Origin of the sequence: Thermomonospora echinospora, assembly GCF_900108175.1 — a bacterium.
Classification (GTDB): Bacteria; Actinomycetota; Actinomycetes; order Streptosporangiales; family Streptosporangiaceae; genus Thermomonospora; species Thermomonospora echinospora.
The window spans coordinates 275166-296326 of record NZ_FNVO01000008.1 but is presented as its reverse complement, the minus strand read 5'-3'; the positions used below and the strand labels follow the sequence as shown (position 1 = coordinate 296326).

Annotated in this window: 24 protein-coding genes; 15 read left to right on the top strand and 9 right to left on the bottom strand. The window is 72.9% G+C overall.

Features of this window, described 5'->3' with window-relative positions; all coding sequences use genetic code 11:
* Positions 1 to 84 precede the first annotated feature (84 nt).
* Positions 85 to 1314, bottom strand: a complete 1230-nt coding sequence (locus C4U03_RS20460; RefSeq protein ID WP_146087443.1) for a hypothetical protein — start codon at positions 1312 to 1314, stop codon at positions 85 to 87.
* Positions 1315 to 1705: 391 nt separating this feature from the next.
* Entirely contained in the window at positions 1706 to 2899 is a 1194-nt protein-coding gene (locus C4U03_RS20455) for an MFS transporter (RefSeq protein WP_146087442.1), read from the bottom strand.
* 164 nt (positions 2900 to 3063) lie between these two features.
* On the opposite strand from C4U03_RS20455, the gene C4U03_RS20450 reads away from it, so the two are divergent.
* Positions 3064 to 3555: a PaaI family thioesterase gene (locus C4U03_RS20450; protein ID WP_103939408.1), complete on the top strand. Its 492-nt coding sequence runs from the start codon at positions 3064 to 3066 to the stop codon at positions 3553 to 3555.
* A gap of 90 nt (positions 3556 to 3645) precedes the next feature.
* On the opposite strand, the gene C4U03_RS20445 is transcribed toward C4U03_RS20450, so the two are convergent.
* Both C4U03_RS20445 and C4U03_RS20440 read right to left on the bottom strand, forming a co-directional pair.
* A complete protein-coding gene (locus C4U03_RS20445) occupies positions 3646 to 3834 on the bottom strand; it encodes a ferredoxin (protein ID WP_103939407.1) in 189 nt (62 codons plus the stop codon).
* The gene (locus C4U03_RS20440) at positions 3831 to 5147 is read right to left on the bottom strand and encodes a cytochrome P450 (RefSeq protein ID WP_200827348.1); all 1317 of its coding nucleotides are present in this window, start codon (positions 5145 to 5147) and stop codon (positions 3831 to 3833) included. The genes C4U03_RS20445 and C4U03_RS20440 overlap by 4 nt, the downstream gene beginning before the upstream one ends.
* 511 nt (positions 5148 to 5658) lie before the next feature.
* Here C4U03_RS20440 and C4U03_RS20435 point away from each other — a divergent pair.
* The 3 genes from C4U03_RS20435 to C4U03_RS20425 all read left to right on the top strand — a co-directional run bounded on the left by C4U03_RS20435 (position 5659) and on the right by C4U03_RS20425 (position 8306).
* A complete protein-coding gene (locus C4U03_RS20435) occupies positions 5659 to 6690 on the top strand; it encodes an acyl-CoA dehydrogenase family protein (protein WP_103939406.1) in 1032 nt (343 codons plus the stop codon).
* Positions 6691 to 6692: 2 nt separating this feature from the next.
* Complete coding sequence (locus C4U03_RS20430) at positions 6693 to 7871, top strand: acyl-CoA dehydrogenase family protein (protein WP_103939405.1); 1179 nt, start codon at positions 6693 to 6695, stop codon at positions 7869 to 7871.
* Positions 7872 to 8105: 234 nt separating this feature from the next.
* Entirely contained in the window at positions 8106 to 8306 is a 201-nt protein-coding gene (locus C4U03_RS20425) for a hypothetical protein (protein WP_146087441.1), read from the top strand.
* Between the two features lie 208 nt (positions 8307 to 8514).
* Here the strand turns inward: C4U03_RS20425 and C4U03_RS20420 are convergent, their stop codons facing one another.
* The 3 genes from C4U03_RS20420 to C4U03_RS20410 all read right to left on the bottom strand — a co-directional run bounded on the left by C4U03_RS20420 (position 8515) and on the right by C4U03_RS20410 (position 11150).
* Complete coding sequence (locus C4U03_RS20420; protein ID WP_103939403.1) at positions 8515 to 9306, bottom strand: SGNH/GDSL hydrolase family protein; 792 nt, start codon at positions 9304 to 9306, stop codon at positions 8515 to 8517.
* A 585-nt stretch (positions 9307 to 9891) separates the two neighbouring features.
* A complete protein-coding gene (locus C4U03_RS20415) occupies positions 9892 to 10326 on the bottom strand; it encodes a peptidase inhibitor family I36 protein (RefSeq protein ID WP_103939402.1) in 435 nt (144 codons plus the stop codon).
* Positions 10327 to 10628: 302 nt separating this feature from the next.
* Positions 10629 to 11150: a flavin reductase family protein gene (locus C4U03_RS20410; protein WP_103939401.1), complete on the bottom strand. Its 522-nt coding sequence runs from the start codon at positions 11148 to 11150 to the stop codon at positions 10629 to 10631.
* Between the two features lie 184 nt (positions 11151 to 11334).
* On the opposite strand from C4U03_RS20410, the gene C4U03_RS20405 reads away from it, so the two are divergent.
* The 3 genes from C4U03_RS20405 to C4U03_RS20395 are packed head-to-tail and all read left to right on the top strand — an operon-like array spanning position 11335 to position 12652.
* On the top strand, positions 11335 to 11553 hold the full coding sequence (locus tag C4U03_RS20405; RefSeq protein WP_103939400.1) for a helix-turn-helix domain-containing protein: 219 nt from the start codon (positions 11335 to 11337) through the stop codon (positions 11551 to 11553).
* Positions 11554 to 11555: 2 nt separating this feature from the next.
* Complete coding sequence (locus C4U03_RS20400; protein WP_103939399.1) at positions 11556 to 12116, top strand: Clp protease N-terminal domain-containing protein; 561 nt, start codon at positions 11556 to 11558, stop codon at positions 12114 to 12116.
* Positions 12117 to 12169: 53 nt separating this feature from the next.
* Complete coding sequence (locus C4U03_RS20395; protein ID WP_327373208.1) at positions 12170 to 12652, top strand: MscL family protein; 483 nt, start codon at positions 12170 to 12172, stop codon at positions 12650 to 12652.
* A 40-nt stretch (positions 12653 to 12692) separates the two neighbouring features.
* Here C4U03_RS20395 and mftR read toward each other — a convergent pair whose 3' ends face one another.
* Positions 12693 to 13352, bottom strand: a complete 660-nt coding sequence (mftR, locus tag C4U03_RS20390) for a mycofactocin system transcriptional regulator (RefSeq protein WP_103939398.1) — start codon at positions 13350 to 13352, stop codon at positions 12693 to 12695.
* 84 nt (positions 13353 to 13436) lie between these two features.
* Between mftR and mftA the strand changes: the two genes are divergently transcribed.
* The 7 genes from mftA to mftF are packed head-to-tail and all read left to right on the top strand — an operon-like array spanning position 13437 to position 19320.
* Positions 13437 to 13583 carry a mycofactocin precursor MftA gene (gene mftA / locus C4U03_RS20385; protein WP_103939397.1) on the top strand — a complete coding sequence of 49 codons (147 nt, stop codon included), beginning with the start codon at positions 13437 to 13439 and terminating at the stop codon, positions 13581 to 13583.
* Between the two features lie 11 nt (positions 13584 to 13594).
* Positions 13595 to 13921: a mycofactocin biosynthesis chaperone MftB gene (gene mftB, locus C4U03_RS20380; RefSeq protein WP_103939396.1), complete on the top strand. Its 327-nt coding sequence runs from the start codon at positions 13595 to 13597 to the stop codon at positions 13919 to 13921.
* Positions 13922 to 13944: 23 nt separating this feature from the next.
* Positions 13945 to 15180, top strand: coding sequence for a mycofactocin radical SAM maturase (mftC, locus tag C4U03_RS20375; protein ID WP_200827347.1), 1236 nt, complete (start codon positions 13945 to 13947; stop codon positions 15178 to 15180).
* Between the two features lie 37 nt (positions 15181 to 15217).
* Positions 15218 to 16411: a pre-mycofactocin synthase MftD gene (gene mftD, locus C4U03_RS20370; RefSeq protein ID WP_103939394.1), complete on the top strand. Its 1194-nt coding sequence runs from the start codon at positions 15218 to 15220 to the stop codon at positions 16409 to 16411.
* A complete protein-coding gene (locus tag C4U03_RS20365; RefSeq protein ID WP_103939393.1) occupies positions 16408 to 17208 on the top strand; it encodes an SDR family oxidoreductase in 801 nt (266 codons plus the stop codon). Before mftD ends, C4U03_RS20365 begins: the two co-directional genes overlap by 4 nt.
* Entirely contained in the window at positions 17205 to 17885 is a 681-nt protein-coding gene (mftE, locus tag C4U03_RS20360) for a mycofactocin biosynthesis peptidyl-dipeptidase MftE (RefSeq protein WP_103939392.1), read from the top strand. Before C4U03_RS20365 ends, mftE begins: the two co-directional genes overlap by 4 nt.
* The gene (gene mftF, locus C4U03_RS20355; protein WP_103939391.1) at positions 17872 to 19320 is read left to right on the top strand and encodes a mycofactocin biosynthesis glycosyltransferase MftF; all 1449 of its coding nucleotides are present in this window, start codon (positions 17872 to 17874) and stop codon (positions 19318 to 19320) included. The genes mftE and mftF overlap by 14 nt, the downstream gene beginning before the upstream one ends.
* On the opposite strand, the gene C4U03_RS20350 is transcribed toward mftF, so the two are convergent.
* A complete protein-coding gene (locus C4U03_RS20350; RefSeq protein WP_235017995.1) occupies positions 19300 to 20058 on the bottom strand; it encodes a CDP-alcohol phosphatidyltransferase family protein in 759 nt (252 codons plus the stop codon). The genes mftF and C4U03_RS20350 overlap by 21 nt on opposite strands.
* 103 nt (positions 20059 to 20161) lie before the next feature.
* Here C4U03_RS20350 and C4U03_RS20345 point away from each other — a divergent pair, with 103 nt between their 5' ends.
* Positions 20162 to 21142: a zinc-dependent alcohol dehydrogenase gene (locus C4U03_RS20345; RefSeq protein WP_103939389.1), complete on the top strand. Its 981-nt coding sequence runs from the start codon at positions 20162 to 20164 to the stop codon at positions 21140 to 21142.
* Positions 21143 to 21161: the final 19 nt, after the last annotated feature.

The window sequence follows — 21161 nt, the reverse complement described above, 5'->3', positions numbered from 1 at the left end:
TCGAAGACCGGGTGGGACCCGTTTGTCACGGGCCCCGAGTTCGCGCTCGCGGCCGCGAGCGCGAACTCGGCGGCCGGCCAGGGGTCAGGGGGTCAGCGTGACCCAGTTGGACTGAATGTCGGTGCGGCCCAGGTGTGCGGTGACGAAGACGTTCGAGGGCTCGTCGACCTGGACGGACGTCGCCTGAAAGGTGGCGGACGTGGCGCCCGCGGGGATGGTCATCGGGCCTGGGACGTCCAGGATTCCCCAGCTCGACTGCAGGAAGACCGCGGTGTCGACGTCGGACGGGCCCGCGAGGGTGATGGTGCCCTCGAAGGACGTGCCGCTCTTGACCGACTCGGGCAGGGTGACCGCCGTGATCCGGGGATGGATCGTGATCTCCAGGAAGGCGGTGGCCTGGAAAGCGGTCGCCTTGAGCGTCACCCGGGTCGTCCTGGTGACATCGGCGGTGCTGAGGTAGAAGCTTCCCCTGGTGTCGCCCTCACCGATGGAGCCGATGCTGCTCTCCAGCCGCACGGCGGGGTCGTCGTCGACGACGCTCACCTGCACGGGGACGCCGCCCTCCGGGGCCGGATTGGCGAGCACGACGTTGAACTGCTCGAAGTGCTGCAGCCCGTAGAGTCCACCCGAGTTCTCGGGGTGGATGCTCACCTTCTGGCTGCCATCGAACGGGGGGACGAGGACCTTCGACGCGGTGAGCGTGCGGGCGCCCAGCGTGAACGAGATGGTGACCTTGGTGTCCTCGGTGACCGGGCGCACCTGAATCCCCCCCACGCCCCCGCCGTAGGTCCCCTCCTGGAAGAACTCCGTTTCGGGCACCGTGACCGCGGGGTTGTCGGAGGCCATCCGCACGGTCATCCCGCCGGCCGGGGCGGGCCCGGTGAACAGGATGTACAGGCTCACGAAGTTGGGAGCCGTCGAGGGCGGAATCTCCACCATCTTCAGCCCCGGGTTGACGGTGACGTCCCGGGCGAGGGACCGGCCCTTGTATCCGGCGGTGACACGCGCCGTGTACTGGGGCCCCTCGACCGGCTTGACTGTCAGCGGAACGGCGGCGCGGGTCTGCCCGCGCCGCACGGTGACGGTGGCCGGGACGGCCAGCGACGACCGGTCCGACCTCAGCGAGATCTTGACGTTGGAGCCGGGCGCGCAGCTCAGGCTGACCTCGCCGGACACCTCGTCGCCCGCATGCGCCACCGCGGGCGCCGTGAACCCGGTCAGCGCCGGACGGCACGCGGCTGCCGAGGCCTGCTGCCCGGGCACCGTTACCAGGGCTACCGTCATCAGCAGGGCGACCACGAAACGTCTCTTCATCAGACCCCCATCCAATCTGGATCGATCACGAGGCCGTGCCGAGGGACGGGGCCCCACGTCCCTCGGCTCAGACCATCCGCAATCAGGACGCCCCAGCGACTCCAAAGCCTGACATCGTGGCCACAACCGGACTAACGACACTGATCGCAACGGCCAACCGCTGGGCTTCCCTTCTCATCGCGCCGGATCGTGCGGACGGCGCGATCGTCGTCCTGGACGACACCGGGCGCGTCCCCGCTGGATGGTGAGCCCGGCCGGACGCGGACCCGCGGTCGAGATCGGCCCGGACGTCCTGTGTCCCGGTGACCGAGGTCATCTGCTGGTGAAGTCCCCTGCGGGATGACGGGTGGACGGGCTTTTCGACCACCTGGGCACCCGCCCCACCCGCGCGTCACGGGCCCCGGGTGCCGGCCGCGGCCGCGAGGGCGAACGCACCGACCCCGATCAGGGCCACGGTCGCGCCCGCCGGGCCTAGGTCGAAGAGCCGGCCGACCACCAGGTCGCCCGCGAAGGAGAACATGCCGGCGCAGAACGCCAGCACGCCGTAGTACGAGCCGAAGCGCTCGGGCGGGGCGTGCCGGGCGGTGCGCTGGAAGATCGCCGGCTGGACCAGTCCGTTCGCCACGCCATTGAGGACGGCTGCGAGCATCAGCGGGCCCGTCTGCGTACCATCCAGCGGGGCGAGCACGAAGAACGTCGCCGCCGCGCACAGCAGGCCCAGGCGCAGCACCCACGGGCGCTCGCCCCGGCGGCCGGCGGCGACGAAGGGCTGGGCGGCCGCGGCGACCGCGGCCAGCACGCAAAAGCAGAGGGTCGCCGCGCCGGGAGCGAAGCCCAGCAGCGGCACGGCGGTCATGACGTGGTTGGCAAGCAGCGTCGTGGGAGCGGTCATCAGCGCGAAGAGCAGGAACGCGCGGTCGCCGAGCACCGTCCGCACGCCCGCGAGGATGTCGCGGAAGCGTGTGGGCGCCGGCTTCCTCCCGCTCTGCGGCAGGAGGAGGAACAGAACGCCACCGACCGTCCACATGGCGGCGGCCGTTCCCGCCAGGAGCGCGAACCCCGGCCCTAGGGAGAGGAGGAGGAGCCCCACGGGCGGGCCCACGACCGTCGCGATGTGCTGGGCCGTGACATAGGCGGCGAAGCCGCCGGACCGGCGGGCGGGGCCGACGCCGGCCAGCAGGCTCTGGGCCGCGGGGTTGTAGAGCGCGCCGCCCGCGGCCAGGACGACGGCCGCGCACAGCAGCGCGCCCACGCTCTCGGCGCCGCCGAGCAGGACGAAGCCCAGCGCGCGCAGGGCGCAGGCGATCGCCCCGGTCCGGCGCGCGCCGAGCAGGTCGGTGACCGCGCCGACCGGCAGCAGGAGCGCGTACTGCAGGCCGACCCGCACCCCGAGGATCAGCCCGACCGTGCCGGCCAGCAGGCCCAGGTCGTGCCGCAGGTGCGCGACCAGGTGCGCCATCACGGAGAAGAACCCCAGGCAGGCGGCGGACTGGATCGCGACCACCGTCACGATCACCCGGCGGCCGGACGGGTCCACGGCGGGATCGGGCGGTGCGGGAGCGGGAGCGGGTGCAGCGACGGTCACGGGGCAGAGCCCACCACAGGGACATCCGGCGGGTCCAATATGGATAAAAGACGAGATCCGATAGGCGAACTCATATCGGCCCAGACCCGTGGGCGTCCCGGCCGGACCGGGTGGATATGCTGCACGCGGTCCGTGCTGTTCCGGTTCGTGGGAGGGGTCAACCGGTGAGCGACGCCGCCGAGCTTCGAGACGACACGACGCGCGTCGCCGACCTCCCGGAGGACCAGCGCGAGTACATCCGCTCGATGTTCCAGGCCGCGCCGCTGAGCGCGCTGCTGGACCTGCGGCTGGTCGAGATGAGCCCCCGGCACGCCGTGGTGTGCATGCCCATCGGCGCGCAGGCGTCCAACAGTTCGGGGCGGCTGCACGGCGGCGCCATCGCCACGCTGATCGACCAGGCCGCCGGCACGGCGGCCGCCCACGCCGGCGGGCTGGACATGACCACCCACGCCCTGGTGACCGTCGACCTGCACGTGCGGTACCTGGCACGGGCCCGAGGCGAACGGGTCTACGCGCGGGCCGAGGTCCTCAAGGTCGGCAGCCGGCTCATCACCATCGAGTGCAAGGTCACCGACGACGACGGCCGGCTGATCGCCTCCTCCGACTTCGGCATGATGATCGTCCCCCGCCACGACGCCGGCGGCGGCGGGTCCTGACGTCGTCCGTACGGCCTGAGACGGCCTGAGACCGCCCGCCGGGTGCGGTTCCGGCGGACGGTCTCGGGGCGGCGGGCGCGTGCGGCGGTGTCAGGCCTCCGCGATGGCGCGCTCGGGGCACTGGCCCATGGCGGTGCGGACCGTCTCCCGGAACTCGGCCGGGACCTCGGGCGTCAGCACCACCGCGTAACCGTCGTCGCTCAGGTCGAACACCTCCGGGCACAGCGCGCAGCAGACGCCGTGGCCCCGGCAGCGGTCCGCATCGACGGTGATCTTCATCGGGCCTTGTCCTCCGCGGGCGTGAACTGCAGGTTCAGGTTGGTCAGGCCCCGCAGGATGTAGGTCGGAAGGTACCGGAAGCGGCGGGCGTCCGCGGGACCGTGCACCCGCTCGTCCAGTCTGACGTCGGCCGTGCGGTCCAGGAGCCGGGTGAGGGCCACCCGGGCCTCGGCCCGGGCCAGGGGCGCGCCGGGGCAGGTGTGGATGCCGCGCCCGAACGCGATGTGGTGGCGGGCGTTCTTGCGCTCGACATCGAACGTCGCCGGGTCCTCGAAGTGGCGCGGATCGCGGTTGGCGGCCCCGTTGAGCACCATCACCGTGGTGCCCGCGGGGATGTCGACCCCGCCCACCGTGGTCGGCACGCGCGACAGCCGGAAGTCGCCCTTGATCGGGCTCTCCATCCGCAGCGTCTCCTCGATGAAGTTGGGGATGCGGTCGGGCTCGGCGCGCAGCAACCGCTGCAGGTCGGGGCGCTCGACGAGCAGCTTGATCGCCGAGCTGATGAGCCGGACGGTGGTCTCCTGGCCGGCCGCGAACAGGTTGGCGGCCACCCGCACGACGTCGATGACCTCCGGCGTCGAGCCGTCGGGGAACGTCGCGGTGGCCAGGCCGGTGAGCACGTCGCCGCGGGGCTCGCGGCGGCGGTCCTCGATGTAGGCGGTGAACCGGGCGTACAGGAACTCCAGCGGAGAGTGCGCCAGCGTGTCCTCGCCGGTGCTGCCGATGCCGGCCTGCGACCGCGGCCGATGGTGCAGCACCTCGACGAACTCCGCGCGGTCCTCCGCCGGCACGCCGAGCAGGTCGGCGATGACCAGCAGGGTGAACGGGCCCACGAACTCGCCGATGAACTCGCCCTCGCCCGCGGCCAGGAAGTCGTCCAGCAGCCGGTCGGCGACCTCCCACATCGACGCCTCGTTCTCCTTCAGGCGCCGGGGGGTGATCAGCTTCATCAGCAGCGCGCGGTGCCTGGTGTGCTCGGGCGGGTCGAGCGTCGGAAGCTGGTCGCTCATCGGCAGCTCGTCGCGGTGCCGCTCGATCAGCTCGGTCACGTCGTCGCCCTCCAGCGGCACCGGGAACCCGGGGAAGGGGCCGGTCACCGAGACGCACGAGGAGAACGTCTCGGTGTCGTTGAACACCTGGACCGCCTCGTCGTACCCGGTCACCATCATCACGCCGTGGTGGCGTTCGCGCCGTACCGGACACTGCCCGCGCAGCGCCTCGAAGTACGGGTAGGGGTTCTCGACGAGCTCGTCACCGCGGAAGAAGTCGAGCGCCTCGAAGTCGTCCACCGTCTGCACCGCTCCCTTCGACACCGCAACGCGAGTGTCCGTCGGCCGTGAATGGTCCGGTCGGATCGCCATGCTGCGGGTCAGGGCGGTGGTGCGGCGACCCGGCCGGCTCACCTTCCCCACCTGCACGAACATGGCCGGGCCGGGCTCCTCGGCGGCCGGGCGCAGCGCGCGCCGACCCCCTGGCCGGTGCCGTCGGCGGACGCCACCGTGTCCAGCACCGCATCAAGCATCCTCTCGGTCCATGGAAAGTACCTTCTCGCACAGCGGCAATCAAGCACTCCAATCCGAGAACGGTGAGCACAGACCCGGCGGCCCGAGCCGCCCGCCATGCCCGCACCGGCCGTCCGCACCGCCCGCCCGCCCCCGGTGGACGGCGACCGTTCGAGAGACAGAACCGAGAGACGTGTTGCCCTTTATTGAGAACATGCTTATCTCTTAGCGCAATCGACATTGCCGAGACCGGGTCCGGACGCGTACGATCGGGGCGGCTCGGCGCGACCACCGGCCGGACGACGCTGCGAAGGGGCCATCCGTGAACCTGGACTTCACCGACGATCAGGAAGCTCTGCGCGGCGCCGTGCGCGAGTTCTTCGACAAGGAGTCGCCTCCAGAGGTCGTCCGGGCGGCCGAGCCCCTCGGCTTCGACGCCGCCCTGTGGCGCAAGGTGGTCGAGCTGGGCCTGCCCGCGATCGCCGTCCCCGAGGACCGGGGCGGAGGCGGTGCCGGGTTCGTGGAGCTGGCCATCGCCGCCGAGTTCCTCGGACGCTCCCTCGCGCCCGTACCGCTGATCGAGGCGGCGGTCGCCACCACCCTGCTCACCTCGGTGCCCGGCGAGGCGACACCGGCGGCGGACGCCGTCGCCGGTGAGCTGCTGGCGACGGTGGCGCTGCACCCGGTCACCGGGGACGTCGCCCGCCTGGTCCCGGCCGGCGCGGTGGCGGACCTGGTCGTCGTGCTGCGCGGCGAGGAGCTGCTGGCGGTCCGCGGGCCCGGCGGGCCGGCCGGGGCTGCCGGGGCGGTGCCCAACCTGGGCGCGATGCCGGTCGCGGACCGCCGCCTGGACACGGGCGAGGTGACCGTGCTGGCGAAGGGCGCGCAGGCCGTCGCCGCCCACCGCCGCGCGGTGCGCCACTGGGAGCTGCTGACCGGTGCGGCGCTCCTGGGGATCGCGTCCAGGGCGCTGGAACTCGGCATCGACTACGTCCTGGACCGCCGGGCCTTCGGCGTTCCCATCGCCGGCTTCCAGACGGTCCAGCACCGGCTGGCCGACAACTCCACCGCCATCGAGGGCACCCGGCTGCTGGCCTACAAGGCCGCGTGGGCGCACGACGCCGGACTGCCGTCCGCCGGCACGCTGGCCACGATGTCGCTGCTGTTCGCGTCGGAGACCGCGTTCAAGACGGCGTCCGACAGCCTGCACTTCCACGGCGGCTACGGCTACACCCTCGAATATGACGTCCAGCTGTACTTCCGGCGCGCCAAGGCGTGGCCGCTGGTGGCCGGTGACCGGCGGGTCGCCTACGCGCGGCTGCCGCACCGCCTGTTCGACGCGACGGAGGCATGAGGATGGATTTCTGGGAGTCCGACGACCTGGCCGAGCACCGCGAGGCGGCACGCGCCTGGGTCGAGGCCAACGTGCGGCCCGAATGGGTCGACGAGCAGCGCCGCAGCGGCTGCCACCAGACGATGGAGCTGCACGCCCTGCTGGCGCGTGATGGGATCCTCGCCGCCGGCTGGCCGCCGCAGTACGGCGGCGGCGACGTCGACCCCGGATTCGCCGCCGCCGTCTTCGACGAGTGCGCCCGGCTGGGCCTGCACTTCGACGGGTGGGCGACGACGGTCATGGTGCTGCACACGGTCCAGCACGTCGGCACGGAGGCGCAGAAGCGCCAGTACATTCCGGCCGCGCTGCGCGGCGAGCTGCTGATCGCCCTCGGGTACAGCGAGCCGGACTCCGGCTCGGATGTGGCGGCGGCCAAGACGACCGCCGTCCGGGACGGGGCCGAGTGGGTCGTCAACGGCCAGAAGATGTTCACCAGCACAGCGCAGGTGTGCAGTCACGTCTTCGTTCTGGCCCGTACCGCTCCGGACGCGCCCAAGCACAAGGGCCTGTCGCTGTTCCTCGTACCGACGGACGCCCCGGGGTTTGAGGTCCAGCCGATCCACACGCTCGGCGGCCAGGTCACCAACGCGACCTTCTACACCGGCGTACGCGTCCCCGACACCGCCCTGATCGGCGAGGCCGACCAGGGCTGGAGCGTCATGAGGGTGGCGCTGGTGTACGAGCGGGGCGTCTCCAGCCCCACGTCGGTCGAGCGGACAGTGGCCGACGACCTCGCCGCCTGGGCTCGCGAGGCCCGCCGTCCCGACGGGACCGCCGTGCTGGACGATCCGCTGGTCGCCGAGCGGATCGGCAGGATCGCCGTCGAGGAGGAGGTCTCCCGGCTCCTCGGCCGGTGGATGAACTGGAACGCCGCCAAGGGCGGGGTCCCCGGCCCCGAGGGGTCCATGCGCAAGCTCTTCTGGAGCGAGGCCGGCCAACGCCACTTCAGCGAGGCCCTCGACATCCTGGGCGCCGAGGGCCTGCTGGCCCCGGAGGCCCCCGGCGCCCCCGCCGGCGGCATGTTCGAGCACGACTTCCGCAACGCCGTGGTCACCACGATCTACGGCGGGGCCAGCGAGGTCCTCCGCGACATCATCGCCGAACGCCACCTCGGTCTCCCCCGCAGCCGCCCCAGCCTCTGATCCGGTCCGTCCGACGGGCGGGGGTCGCCGGCCCCCGCTCCGGGAGGACCACGCGCGGGTGTCCGTCCGGCCACGCGCCGCTCCGGGATCGGCAGGACGTGCAAAGACCTCGTCAATCCTGTGAGGGGTCGCGAACACCTGCGGCCACGCCCCGCTCTCACCTCTCGGTTCCGGCGGATCCCCCAGGTGATCGACGCCGGACCGGACGGGTGGGTCCGGGCTCTTGTGAGAGGGGTGATCGAAATGGCCGTGCTGGTGATCGTGCTCGCCGTCTTCCTGGCCGGCGCCGTGGTGGGCGCGTTCACGTTCGTGGTGGTCGGGATCCACGCCGAGGAGCGGCGGGCGTTCCGGGACGGCGCGACGGACAGCCGGTGCGGGGCCGTGTCGCGGCGACTGTTGACGGCCGGGGTCGTACGTGAGGGAACGCGGCGCTGACCATGCGGCCGCCGGACACGATGCGCATCAGATGCGGATCATGTCCGGCGGGAGATGCCCGGCGCGCTGGACGCGCGCCCGGGTGGCTTCGGGAGTCCGGCGTCCCCCGTGCACGGTCGGAGCATGTGAACGGCCGGGTGCGGGCGTCCGCACCCGGCCGTCGAGGGAGCGCCCCGCGGGACGGGGTGGAAAGGGCGCTACCGCGTGCTCACAGCACCGAGTTGAGCGCGGCGTAGTAGCCGCTGCGCTGGCCCAGAGCGGTCGGATGGTAGGAGTTGTCGATCGGGATGGTGACCGAGTTCAGCCAGTCGTGTCCGCTGCACAGTTCGTGCCCCGCGAACTCGTCCCGTACGCCGGAGTAGGTGAAATTCGCCCGGCCGCTGGCGCCGGCTATCACGCTGTCCAGCAGGTCGGCCGCGCCGTTCAGCGCGGTCCGCTTGGTGTTGCTGAGCCCCACGCAGACATTCACGATCTTGTAGAGCCGCGGATAGTCGAGCACCACGACGCGGGCCGACGGCGCCTTCGAGCGGATCGCCCCGTAAAGCGTGTCGAGCCGGCCCGGCAGCTGGTTCTGCATGAAGGCCTTGGCGTTGTTGACCGCGTTGATGCAGGTCGAGTCGGAGCCCAGGACGCACGTTTCCATGACGTTCGCGAATCCGGCGTCGTTGCCGCCGGCCGTGACCGTCACCAGGGTGGTGGCCGAGCTCAGGGCGCCGAGCTGGCCGCTGGCGATGGACGTGGTCGTGGCCCCCGAGCAGGCGACGAACCGGAACGAGGCCGGAGCGTTGGCGTTGGCCCACAGTTTCGGATAGGCGTTGTTGCTGCGTTTGCAGTTTCCGCTGGCGGAGTCGTAGCTTCCCGCGCCGAGTCCGGAGGAGTAGGAATCGCCGAGTGCGACGTAGTTGACGGCGGCTGCGGAAGCGGATCGGGCGGTGGCGGTCAGGCCGATGGTGAGGGTCGCCGCACATACTGCGGCAAGCGCGAGGCGGGGGACGCGCATCAGCTCTCCAAGGGGGGATTGGAGGGTACGACCTCACTTATACATCGGAATGTCGTACTGGGGAGTAGCTGATTTGTCCGACATTTTTGGCATTTTCTGCCGTTGACGCGCCCGTTCCATCGTGCGGGTTAGGGGAACGGTGAACCGCATCGGCCGCGACCACGACTCCGGGACTTGCGACAAAGGTTCCCATCAGAAATCCGCCCGTGACCCGAAAACGTCGGATCAGTGGCAGGACGAGCCCTTGCTCAAGCGATTCGCCTCCGCTTGGGCGGCGGGCCGCTCAATGCACCCCCGCGACTGCGGCCGGACGTGTCCGCTTCGGCGGAGCGGCCGTCGCCCGCCCACGGGCCGCCCACGCCGGGAGCGCCGGCCCGTCCGGTGTGCTGCCCGTGCCGGGCAGCCGTACGTCGCCGCCTCCGTGAACCTGGCGGAGCACGCCAGGTGGGAAACGAACAGAGGGACGGGGCGGCCCCGTCCCTCTGTTCGTCCTCGCTCCCCCGCGTTCGCCAGAGAACACCGTGGGCGCGAGACTCGGTCGGAATGTGCCGGTCCGCGTGCCTGGTACCGGCCCTTCCCCTGTGCTCAGAATGCCCAGCTGACCTCGTCGACGCTGTCGTTGCTGCTCATCGGCTCCTCAAGGGACTCCCCCGGGAGCAGGAGGCGGATCCGGTTCTTGTCACGGTCGATCAGCGCGGCCGTGTACCGGGTCATGTTGACCCATGAGGAGATGTTGTTGGCGGCGGTTCCGCTCCCCATGGGGAGCTGGCTGAGGTCGACGGTGTATCCCGCGCCGATCCCGTAAGCCGGGCCCCTGCGGTCGTAGTCGCGGTAAAGGCACAGGGTCATGGACGGGCACCCCTCGCCGTCGTTCAGCTTGACCACCCCCGCCGGAAGCGCCTGGGGCGCCTGAGTGGCGGAGAAGGCAGCCGTGGGAGCGAGGAGCAGCGCGGCGGCGGCAACGCCCAGGACAGCACCGGCCCGCCTGGCGCGTGTCGCGTCGGATCGCTGGTCGAACACAATTTCCCCTTCCGGGATCGATGTCTCACGTCAGGGTTACGTGTACCCGCCAATGGCGGCCGCCGCCACTTTCGAACAGTTAATCAACTGCTAAAAGCAGTCATCGGGATCGGTCTCGCCGACCGTTCAAGGCTCGGCGGAACGCCGAATTATGCTCATATCGCCGACCGCCGGGAAGCACCTTTTCCGGTTGCCGGACAAGCACAGCCATCGCACACTCTGCCGGTTGTCGGCCGGTCTTGCCGAATCGATGCGAACGTCCGGAATTGGAGCAGCTGGAGCGCCTTTTCCGGAGGGGCTCCTCAGCCGGCCGGGTGGCCCGCGTCCAGGTCGGGCAGGGCGGCGAAGCCGATCGGGTCGGCCGCGGAGTCGATCCGCAGCCCGACCGGGGCCAGCAGGAAACCGACGTGGTCGCCCAGGTCGAGGCGTTCCAGGACGCGACCCACCAGGCGGCGGGGGGAGGCTGTCAGCAGGGGCACGCCGCCCGGGCCCGGCCGCCAGTCGCAGCGGGCGAACTTGTCGATCTCGTCACCGGTCTCCTCGCCGAACAGGGACGCCAGTTCCCGCTGGTCCTCACCCTCCCGGCCGAGGACGTGCACGGCCAGGACCGGCGCGGACCCGGCCACCCGGTACGTGTGGTTGCGCCGTGACAGGCAGACCAGGAACCGGAACGGCTCGATGCTGGTCTGCGTGGCGAAGCCGACCAGGCAGCCCGCCCGTGCCCCCGTGGCCGGGTCGACGGCGGTCACCACGAACATCGGGTAGTCGAACCCGGCCACGAACTCACCGACCAGGTCCTCGTCCCACTCCACCCCAGAGGTCATGCGCCAACCCTAAGCCCGGCCGGAGACCGGCCCGAGGAGGCGAACACCGCGGTCGCCGGGATGCCCGCCTCCGCAGGCACGGGAGTCCGGGCCAGACGCCCTCCGCAGCACCGCACCGTCCCGGTCGGCCCCCTCGGGTCAACTTCAGTTGACCAATCCAACGTGTCAGCCTAGGCTGACAGCCATGAGCCGAGCCAGGGAGTTGGCCGGAGCGGCCGACAGCACCGACCCCGCGGTGGGGCTGGCCGCCGTGGCGGCGCTGCGCGGCCTGCTGGAGGAGATCGAGGCCCGCCAGGTCGACCACGCCCGGGCGCTGGGCTGGTCGTGGGAGGCGATCGCCTCGGCGCTGGGGGTCCGCCGCCAGTCGGTTCACCGCAAGCATGCCCGCCGTCATCGGAGGTGAGGATGTTCCGCAGGTTCTCCCCCGGCGCGCGCGAGGTCGTGATCCGGGCCGGTGACCTGGCCGCCGCGGCCGGGCGCGACCGGATCGGCACCGAGTTCGTGCTGCTGGCCCTGTGCGAGGACGCAGCCCTGGCGCCGACGCTGGAACGGCACGGCGTCATTGGGCCGGCGGCGCAGCACGCGATCGCCGCGGCGCTGAGCCGGCCCCGCCCCTACAGCGACCGTGAACTGCTCGCCACCTTGGGCATCGACCTGGACGAGGTACGGCGCCGGATGCGGGCGTTGGGCGAGGACGAGCCGTTCGAGGTGCGCCGCAGCGTGCTGTGGCCGCTGCGGGTCGCCGTGGTGGGGCCGGGCCGGGACCTGCCGTTCACCGGTGGCGGTCGCAAGGTGCTGGAGGTGGCGTCGTGGCGGGCCCGCCGCCGCGGCCGGACCCCGGTGGAGCCCGCCGACCTGCTGCACGGCCTGCTGGCCGACGGCCGGAGCAACGCGATCCGCGTGCTGCGCCACCTGCGGGTGGACGTGCGCGGCCTGGTGTCGTCGCTGGACCGGCGGGCCGCCTGACCCCGCGGCCCGACCGGAAGGCATATCCGGCAAACTCCGGGTAAAGCGATCGCATGAGGATTCACCCTGTCCCCCGCCGGCACGAGCTCGTCGAGCTGCGCAAGTCGGGCCTGGAGACCCTGGGCGGCTTCCGCAGCTTCCTGATCCGCGGCAACCTGGTGGACCTCGCGGTCGCCTTCGTGGTCGGCGCGGCCTTCGCCGGCCTGGTCAAGGACTTCGTCACCGCGTTCATCGCGCCGCTGCTGGCCCTGCTGGGCGGCGAGCCCGACTTCACCCGGCTCAGCTTCACGATCGCCGGCACCAGGTTCCCCTACGGGGTGTTCCTGACCTCCGCGACGGCCTTCTTCATCACCGCGCTCATCGTCTACTTCCTGGTGGTGCTGCCCACCACCAAGCTCATCGCCCGTCTGCACCGCGGCGAGCGGGCCACCGAACGCGACTGTCCCGAATGCCTCAGCGCCATTCCGGTCGCCGCCCGGCGCTGCCGCTACTGCACCTGCGAGGTCGTCGCGGCGACCGAGGCGCCACCGCAGTGACGCGGCGTCCGCCCGGCGCCCCGCCGGCCGCAGAGGGCGCCTAGCCGGTCGGCGTCTGGCCGGATACGGGCCCGGGAGGGTCGAGGGCGCCCTGGAAGCCGTGGGCGAGGGCGCTCATGGCCCGGTTGAGGAGCTCGCCCAGGTCGGCGTCGTCGTGGCGCAGCCACTGCTCGTAGGAGGCCACGGCGGCGCCCAGGCACGCGTACGCGATCGCCTGGGGCATCAGGGCGTCCGCGGGCTGCCCGAGGCGGCCCGCGACGAACACCGCGACCACGGCGCGCCAGTCGGCGTAGCGCAGCGTGGAGTGCGCCTGGAGCGCGGGCACCTGGAGGATCATCATCATCCGCAGCCGGTGCCAGGGGACCTGGTCGGGGTCCAGGCGGTTGAACGCCACCACCGCCCGGCGCAGGGCGTCCATCATCGGGATCTCCGGCGGGCAGCCGGCGAACCAGGCGCGCATGTGCTCCAGCTCGCGCTCGAAGTCGCCCCAGACCACGTCGTTCTTGGAGCCGTAGTAGCGGAAGAAGGTGCGCCGGCCGATGCCGGCGGCAGCCGCGATGTCGTCGACGGTGGTCTCCTCGAAACCGCGCTCGGCGAACAGCCGCAGCGCGACCTGCTCCAGCTCCGCGCGCGAGGTACGAGGTCGGCGCCCGACCCGTGGGGCGCGGGCGGCCGAAGGTCGATCGGTCGTCTCCGGCACACCTCTTCCTTTCGGCACCAAGTGCCATTATCGTGGCCGCACACGCGATGAGGTATCACGTGCGGTTGACTGAAGGAGTCTTTCATGAGCGGTCTTTCGCAGGTCCCGGCCTCCGTCTCCCCCTCCCCCGCGCAGGACGAGCGCGCGACCGCTCCGGACGGGCAGGACCTCCTGGAGCAGGACCTGCTCGTGGAGGAGGTCTCGATCGACGGCATGTGCGGCGTCTACTAAGCACGCCCGCGATGCCCGAGCCCAGCCCTCCCGGCGCCGGCGCCCAGTCCGCGGGTTTCGACCTCGACGCCGCCTGGGAGCTGCACCCGCAGGTGGCGGTGCGCCCCGAGCCGTTCGGGGCGCTGCTCTACCACTTCGGCACGCGGCGGCTGTCGTTCCTCAAGGACCGCACGCTGCTGACCGGGGTACGCGCCCTGGCCGACCAGCCCAGCGCCCGGGCCGCCCTGCGCAGCGCAGGCGTCGAGGAGGACGACCTGGGCCGCTACCAGGCCGCGCTGGCCACGCTGGCGGACTCCGCCATGCTCGTCAGGCGGGCGGCCGCCGCAGGCAAGTCCTGAAGGATCCGAAGGAGAACAGCACCGTGGCCCTCGCCCCCACCGCGCCCCGGCGCCCGGACCGGTCGCCCGGCCGCCTGGTGGACCACTTCCAGCATGGTCTCGACGCCCCGATCTGCCTGACCTGGGAGCTCACCTACGCCTGCAACCTGGCGTGCGTGCACTGCCTGTCCAGCTCGGGCCGGCGGGACCCACGGGAGCTCACCACCGCCGAGGCCAAGGCGGTGATCGACGAGCTCGAGCGGATGCAGGTGTTCTACGTGAACATCGGGGGCGGGGAGCCCACGGTGCGCTCGGACTTCTGGGAGCTGGTGGACTACGCCACCGCCCACCGGGTCGGAGTGAAGTTCTCCACCAACGGGGTCAAGATCACCCCAGAGGTGGCGGCCCGGCTGGCCGACAGCGACTACGTGGACGTGCAGATCTCGCTGGACGGCGCCACCGCCGAGGTCAACGACGCGGTCCGCGGGCAGGGCTCGTACGCCACCGCGACCCGGGCGATGCGGTACCTCCAGGAGGCCGGGTTCCGCGACTTCAAGATCTCGGTCGTGGTGACCCGGCACAACGCCGGGCAGCTGGACGCGTTCCAGGCGCTCGCCGACCGCTACGGCGCCCAGCTGCGGCTGACCCGGCTGCGGCCCTCCGGCCGCGGCGCCGACGTGTGGGACGAGCTGCACCCCACGGCCGAGCAGCAGGAGAGCCTGTACCACTGGCTGGTCGAGCACGGCGAGCGCGTGCTCACCGGCGACTCGTTCTTCCACCTTTCGGCCTATGGGTCGGCGCTGCCCGGGCTGAACCTGTGCGGCGCCGGCCGGGTGGTGTGCCTGATCGACCCGGTGGGCGACGTCTACGCCTGCCCGTTCGCCATCCACGACAACTTCCTGGCCGGCAACGTGCGCGACGAGGGCGGCTTCACCCGGGTGTGGCGGGAGTCGGAGCTGTTCGCCGAGCTGCGGCGGCCGCAGACCGGCGGCGCCTGCACACAGTGCTCGGCGTACGACGCCTGCCGCGGCGGGTGCATGGCGGCCAAGTTCTTCACCGGCCTCCCGCTGGACGGCCCGGACCCCGAATGCGTCAAGGGCCACGGCGAGGCGGCGCTGCGGTCCGTCGACCGCACGGCCGCTCCCCGGCCCGGCGCCGACCACTCGCACAAGGGCCCGGTCCGTGGTCAGCCGGTGTCCCTGGGCATGCCCGTGATGCCGGGCGGCCGCCCGGACCGCTTCTGCGACGAGAGCCCGCTAGCCGGCTCCAAGCAGCGGTGAACGGCCCTCCGGACCGGGACGAGACAAGAGGACGATCATGAGCGGTGCATGGTTCGAGACGGTCACCGAGGCCCAGCGGCGGGCCAGGAAGCGGCTGCCGAAGTCGGTCTACGGGGCGTTGCTCGCCGGGTCCGAGCGGGGCGTGTCCTACGACGACAACACCAAGGCGTTCGCCGAGCTGGGGTTCGCCCCGCACGTGGCCGGCCTGTCGGCCAAGCGCGACCTGGGCACCACGGTCATGGGCGAGTCGATCTCGCTGCCGGTGATCATCTCCCCGACCGGTGTGCAGGCCGTGCACCCCGACGGTGAGGTGGCGGTGGCGCGGGCCGCCGCGGCGCGGGGCACGGCGATGGGCCTCAGCTCGTTCGCCAGCAAGCCGCTGACCGAGGTCGTGGCGGCCAACCCGCAGGTGTTCTTCCAGATGTACTGGATGGGCAGCAAGGACGCGATGCTGCGGCGCATCGAGCATGCGCGCGCCGCCGGGGCCAAGGGGCTCATCGTCACCCTCGACTGGTCGTTCTCCCACGGGCGGGACTGGGGCAGCCCGTGGATTCCCGAGCGGCTGGACTTCAAGGCGATGGCCAAGCTCGCACCCCAGGCGCTGGCGCGTCCGCGCTGGCTGCTGGAGTACGTCAAGACCCGGCGCCTCCCGGACCTGACGACGCCGAACCTGGCCGAGGCCGGGCAGGAGGCGCCGACGTTCTTCGGGGCCTACGGCGAGTGGATGCAGACCCCTCCCCCCTCATGGGAGGACGTGCGCTGGCTGCGCGAGCAGTGGGGTGACGCGCCGTTCATGCTCAAGGGCGTGTGCCGGGTGGACGATGCCCTGCGCGCCGTCGACGCCGGGGTCACCGCGATCTCGGTGTCCAACCACGGCGGCAACAACCTCGACGGGACGCCGGCGCCGATCCGCGCCCTGCCCGCCGTCGCGCAGGCGGTGGGCGACCAGGTCGAGGTCCTGCTCGACGGGGGCGTGCGCCGCGGCGGCGACGTGGTCAAGGCGCTGGCGCTGGGCGCCAGGGCGGTGATGATCGGACGGGCCTACCTGTGGGGCCTGGCCGCCAACGGGCAGGCGGGCGTGGAGAACGTGCTCGACATCCTGCGCGGCGGCATGGACTCGGCGCTGCTGGGACTGGGGCGCTCGTCCATCCACGAGCTGACCCCCGACGACGTGCTCGTCCCGGCGGGATTCACCCGGGACCTGGGGGTCGTGGAGCAGCCGCGGCCATGACCGGGGCACAGCGCCCGGTCGCCGTGGTCACCGGCGCCGCGCGGGGCATCGGCGCGGCGGTCTCCGCCGCGCTCGCCGCCGCCGGTTACGACCTGGTCCTCGGCGACGTCCCCGCCCCCGGCGCCGTCGCGGGACTGCGCTACCGGCTGGCCACCGCCGACGACCTCACGGCGGTGGAGAAAAGGTGCCGGGACCTGGGAGCCCAGGTGACCGCGCTGCCCTGCGACGTGCGTTCCCCCTCGGACGTGGCGCGGCTCGTCGGCGCCGCCGGCCCCGGTGACCTGGTCGCCGCGGTCGCGGTCGCCGGGATCATCGGCGCCGACGGCCCCGCCTGGGAGCAGACGCCCGCCGACCTCGACCGCGACCTGTCGGTCAACCTGCACGGGGTGGCCAACCTCGCCCGTGCCGCGGTCCCCCGCCTGCTGCTCGCGCCGCGGGGCCGGGGCCGGTTCGTCGCCGTCGTCTCCTCGGCGGGCGAGCGCGGGCTCCCCCGCCTGGCCTCCTACGTCGCGGCCAAGCACGCCGCGCTCGGCTACGTCCGCGCCCTGGCCGCCGACCTCGGCCCCAGCGGCGTCACCGCCAACGCGGTGCTGCCCGGCAGCACCGCGACCGCGCTGCTGGACCACACCGCCGGCGTCTACGGGCTCGACGGCGCCGCCGAACTGGCCCGCCACCAGCGGCTCGCCCGTCTCCTCGACCCGGCCGAGATCGCCTCGGCGGTGGTGTGGCTGTGCTCGGAGGGAGCCTCCGCGACCACCGGCGCGGCGCTGAACGTCGACGGCGGCTTCACCGGATGACCCGGCCGCTCGCCGACGCGACATGGCCGCAGGTGGAGGCCCGGCCTCGGCAGGTCCTGCTCGTCCCCGTCGGCTCCCTCGAACAGCACGGCCCGCATCTGCCGCTCGACACCGACACCCGCATCGCCGCCGCCGTCGCCCACCACGCGCACGAGTCGCGCCCACAGACGGGTCTCGCCCCGGCCATCGCCTATGGCGCCAGCGGCGAGCACGCCGGCTTCCCCGGAACCGTCAGCATCGGCACCCGGGCGCTGGCCCTGCTCGTCGTCGAACTGGTCCGCGACGCCTCCCGCGACTGGGCCGGCATCCTGGTCGTCAACGGCCACGGCGGGAACGCCGACGCGCTCCGGCAGGCCGCGCAGGTGTGCGCGCAGGAAGGACGCCGGCTGGTCGTCCACCACCTGCACACACCCGGAGGCGACGCGCACGCGGGACGCACCGAGACCTCGCTCATGCTGCACCTGGCCCCCTCCGCCGTACGGCACGATCTGGCCGAGGCCGGCGCGACCGATCCACTGCCCGCGCTCATGCCCCGCCTGCGCGCCGAGGGAGTGCGCGCGGTCAGCCCCAACGGCGTCCTGGGCGACCCGGCCGGCGCCACCGCCACCGAAGGCGCCCGTCTCTTCCAGGGGCTGACCCGGTCACTGCTCGACAGGATCGACGATGAGATCCGATAGGACCCCGCTGCCCGCGGCCTTCCGCCTGCGTCCCGACCCCGCCCTGGCGCCGTTGGAGGACGGCCGCGTCCTGCTGGGCGGCACGCCCACCCGCCTCGTACGGCTCACGCCTAAGGGCGCGGACCTGGTCCGGCGATGGTCGCAGGGCGCGCCGGTCGGTCCCGGGCGGGCCGCTGGGCTCCTCGCCCGCCGGCTCGTGGAGGCGGGCATGATGCACCCGCTCCCGGACGGGCCTCCCGCCGACGCGCGGGTCACGATCGTCGTTCCCGCCCACGGACGGGCCCGGGAGCTCGTCCGGTGCCTGACCGCGCTGGGGACCGCGTACCCGGTCATCGTGGTCGACGACGCCTCCCCCGATCCCGCCCCGATCGCCGGGGCCGCGGTCGCGGCCGGGGCCCGGCTGATCCGCCGGGACGTCAACGGCGGGCCGGCCGCGGCCCGCAACACGGGCGCACGCGCGGCGGACACCCCGCTGGTGGCCTTCGTCGATTCCGACTGCGTTCCCGAGGCGGGCTGGCTCGGCCCGCTCCTGCCGCACTTCGCCGACCCGGCCGTCGCGGCGGTCGCGCCCCGGATCACCTCGCACGTGACCGGCTCCGGGGTTCTGGCCCGCTACGAGGCCGAAAGCTCGGCGCTGGACATGGGCCCCGCCGCGAGCATCGTGCGCCCGCGCTCGGCCGTCTCCTATCTGCCGAGCGCGACGCTGGTCGTACGGCGGGCCGCGTTGGGCGACGGCTTCGACGAGCGCATGCGCGTGGGAGAGGACGTGGACTTCGTGTGGCGGCTGGCGGCCGCCGGGTGGCAGGTGCGCTACGTCCCCGAATCGCGCGTGGCCCACCAGCACCGGACCCGGCTGCGCGCCTGGCTGGCGCGCCGCCACGACTACGGCACCTCCGCCGCGCCCCTGGCCGTACGGCACCCGGCCGAACTGCCGGCACTGAGCATGTCCGGCTGGAGCGCCCTGGCCTGGACGCTGACCGCGGCCGGGACCCCCGCGGCCGGGCTCGCGGTCACCGCGGGCACCACCGCGCTGCTGGCCCGCAAGTTCGCCACCTGGACCGACCGGCCCTGGCCGCTGGCGGCCCGCATGGCCGCGGGCGGCACCATCGCGGCCGGGGAGATCCTCGGACGCACGGTGACCCGGACGTGGTGGCCGCTGGCCTTCCCGATCGGCCTGGCAGTCCCCCGGCTGCGGCTCCCCCTGGCCGCGGCCGTCCTTGGACCGGCCGCCCTCACCTTCCGCAGGCAGGGCGGCTCCGCGCTGGGCCCGCTGACGTGGACGGGGCTGCGTCTGCTCGACGAGATGGCCTACGGCCTCGGCGTGTGGCACGGCTGTCTCCGGGAGCGGACCCTCGCCCCTCTCCTGCCACGCCTGTGGTGGTCCTCGCGCGACGGCCTCGGCCCCGACCGCTCCTCAGACGGCGACTCCCGGTGACGTTCGTCCGCGTGCGCCGGCGGCGCCGCGGCCACGCCACAGCCACCGGACGTCGCGGCCGAAGGACCACACCAGCGCCGCCAGCGCCGCCCCGACCAGGCCGGCCGCCACCGGGCGGGAGGTCACCCCGGCGATCGCGACCACGAGGATGACGCCCTGCGTCGCGGCCACGGTCTTCCTGGCGAAGCTCGGTGGCAGGGAGGCCCGCAGCCACGGCGCGGCCCAGGACGCCGCCACGAAGACGTACCGCATGGCCCCGATGGCCAGCACCCACACGCCGAGGGACCTGGCCGCGAAGACGCTGAGCACCAGGACGAGGAAGGCGTCGGTCTCCATGTCGAACCGGGCGCCCAGCGCCGAGACCGTCCCCGTGCGCCGCGCGACCTGGCCGTCCACCCCGTCGAGGACCAGCGCCACGGTGGCGAGTGCGACGATGAGCCCGACCGGTACGGCCTTGCCGACCCAGGCCGTCGCCACCAGGGCCGTGACACCGCCGACCAGTTCGGCGCGGGCCAGGGTGACCCAGTCGGCCGGCCCCAGCGACCGGGTCCTGGACCGGGACAGGGCGCAGGTGAGGAGCACGGCGAGGATCACCGCATAGCCGGTCGCGGCCGCCCAGCCCTCCGGGCGCAGCCCCACGCCGGCCGCCAGCACGGTGAGCAGCACCAGCTGGACCCCCACCCCGACGGCCGGTTCCCGGGCCGGCGCCCTCATCGCACGCCAATCAAGTGTGGTCACCGCGCCTCCGGTCCCCTATGCCCGGACGCAATGCGTCCGATACTCTTCGGCCGCCCCAGCCGGCGCGCCGATCCCGCTGTCATCAGCTACGTGGGGGATGTCGATGGAGTTCAAAGCACGCGCATTTTGGCTCCGCTCGCCCGGCCAGGGAGAGATCAGGCCGGTCGAGGTGGCGCCGCCCGCCGACGGCGAAGTGCTGGTCCGGACCCTGTATTCGGGGATAAGCCGGGGCACGGAGACCCTCGTCTTCCGTGGCGGCGTACCGAAAAGCCAGTATCGGGCGATGCGGGCGCCCTTCCAGGAGGGCGAGTTCCCCGGGCCGGTCAAGTACGGCTACCTCAATGTGGGAATCGTCGAGCAGGGACCGCCGGCCCTGCTGGGCCGGACCGTCTTCTGCCTCTACCCCCATCAGACCCGGTACGTCGTCCCGACCGACGCGGTGACGCCCGTCCCCGACGAGGTGCCGCCGGGCCGGGCGGTGCTGGCCGGGACGGTGGAGACCGCGGTGAACGCGCTGTGGGACGCGGCGCCGATGGTCGGGGACCGGGTCGCCGTCGTCGGGGCGGGGATGGTCGGCTGTTGCGTGGCCAGGCTGCTGGCCGCGATTCCGGGCACGCGGGTGGAACTGGTCGACGTCGATCCGGCCCGGGCGGACACCGCCCGCGCGCTCGGCGTCGGCTTCGCCGTCCCCGAGCGGGCCGCCGGGGAGTGCGACCTGGTCGTGCACGCGAGCGCCACCGAGGAGGGGCTGACGCGGTCGCTGGAGCTGCTCGCCGACGAGGGGACCGTGCTGGAGCTCAGCTGGTACGGCGACAGGCGGGTGGGTGTGCCGCTGGGCGAGGCCTTCCACTCCCGTCGCCTGGTGGTGCGCGGCAGCCAGGTGGGGGCGGTGTCCCAGGCCCGGCGGGCCCGCCGCACGTTCGCCGACCGGCTGTCGCTGGCCCTGCGTCTGCTCGCCGACCCCGCGTTCGACGCGCTGATCACCGGCGAGCACGCGTTCGCGGAGCTGCCCCGGGTACTGCCGCGCCTGGCCGCCGGTGAACTCTCCAGCCTGTGCCTGCGTATTGCGTACGAGTCCGGCTGAGGCCGCCCGTGGCCCCGTC

Coding starts and splice junctions, on each gene's coding strand:
- C4U03_RS20460 (WP_146087443.1), bottom strand. CDS start 1,314: ATGAAGAGACGTTTCGTGGTCGCCCTGCTGATGACGGTAGCCCTGGTA.
- C4U03_RS20445 (WP_103939407.1), bottom strand. CDS start 3,834: ATGAAGATCACCGTCGATGCGGACCGCTGCCGGGGCCACGGCGTCTGC.
- C4U03_RS20430 (WP_103939405.1), top strand. CDS start 6,693: ATGGATTTCTGGGAGTCCGACGACCTGGCCGAGCACCGCGAGGCGGCA.
- C4U03_RS20420 (WP_103939403.1), bottom strand. CDS start 9,306: ATGCGCGTCCCCCGCCTCGCGCTTGCCGCAGTATGTGCGGCGACCCTC.
- C4U03_RS20410 (WP_103939401.1), bottom strand. CDS start 11,150: ATGACCTCTGGGGTGGAGTGGGACGAGGACCTGGTCGGTGAGTTCGTG.
- C4U03_RS20405 (WP_103939400.1), top strand. CDS start 11,335: ATGAGCCGAGCCAGGGAGTTGGCCGGAGCGGCCGACAGCACCGACCCC.
- C4U03_RS20400 (WP_103939399.1), top strand. CDS start 11,556: ATGTTCCGCAGGTTCTCCCCCGGCGCGCGCGAGGTCGTGATCCGGGCC.
- C4U03_RS20395 (WP_327373208.1), top strand. CDS start 12,170: ATGAGGATTCACCCTGTCCCCCGCCGGCACGAGCTCGTCGAGCTGCGC.
- mftA (WP_103939397.1), top strand. CDS start 13,437: ATGAGCGGTCTTTCGCAGGTCCCGGCCTCCGTCTCCCCCTCCCCCGCG.
- mftB (WP_103939396.1), top strand. CDS start 13,595: ATGCCCGAGCCCAGCCCTCCCGGCGCCGGCGCCCAGTCCGCGGGTTTC.
- mftD (WP_103939394.1), top strand. CDS start 15,218: ATGAGCGGTGCATGGTTCGAGACGGTCACCGAGGCCCAGCGGCGGGCC.
- C4U03_RS20365 (WP_103939393.1), top strand. CDS start 16,408: ATGACCGGGGCACAGCGCCCGGTCGCCGTGGTCACCGGCGCCGCGCGG.
- mftE (WP_103939392.1), top strand. CDS start 17,205: ATGACCCGGCCGCTCGCCGACGCGACATGGCCGCAGGTGGAGGCCCGG.
- mftF (WP_103939391.1), top strand. CDS start 17,872: ATGAGATCCGATAGGACCCCGCTGCCCGCGGCCTTCCGCCTGCGTCCC.
- C4U03_RS20345 (WP_103939389.1), top strand. CDS start 20,162: ATGGAGTTCAAAGCACGCGCATTTTGGCTCCGCTCGCCCGGCCAGGGA.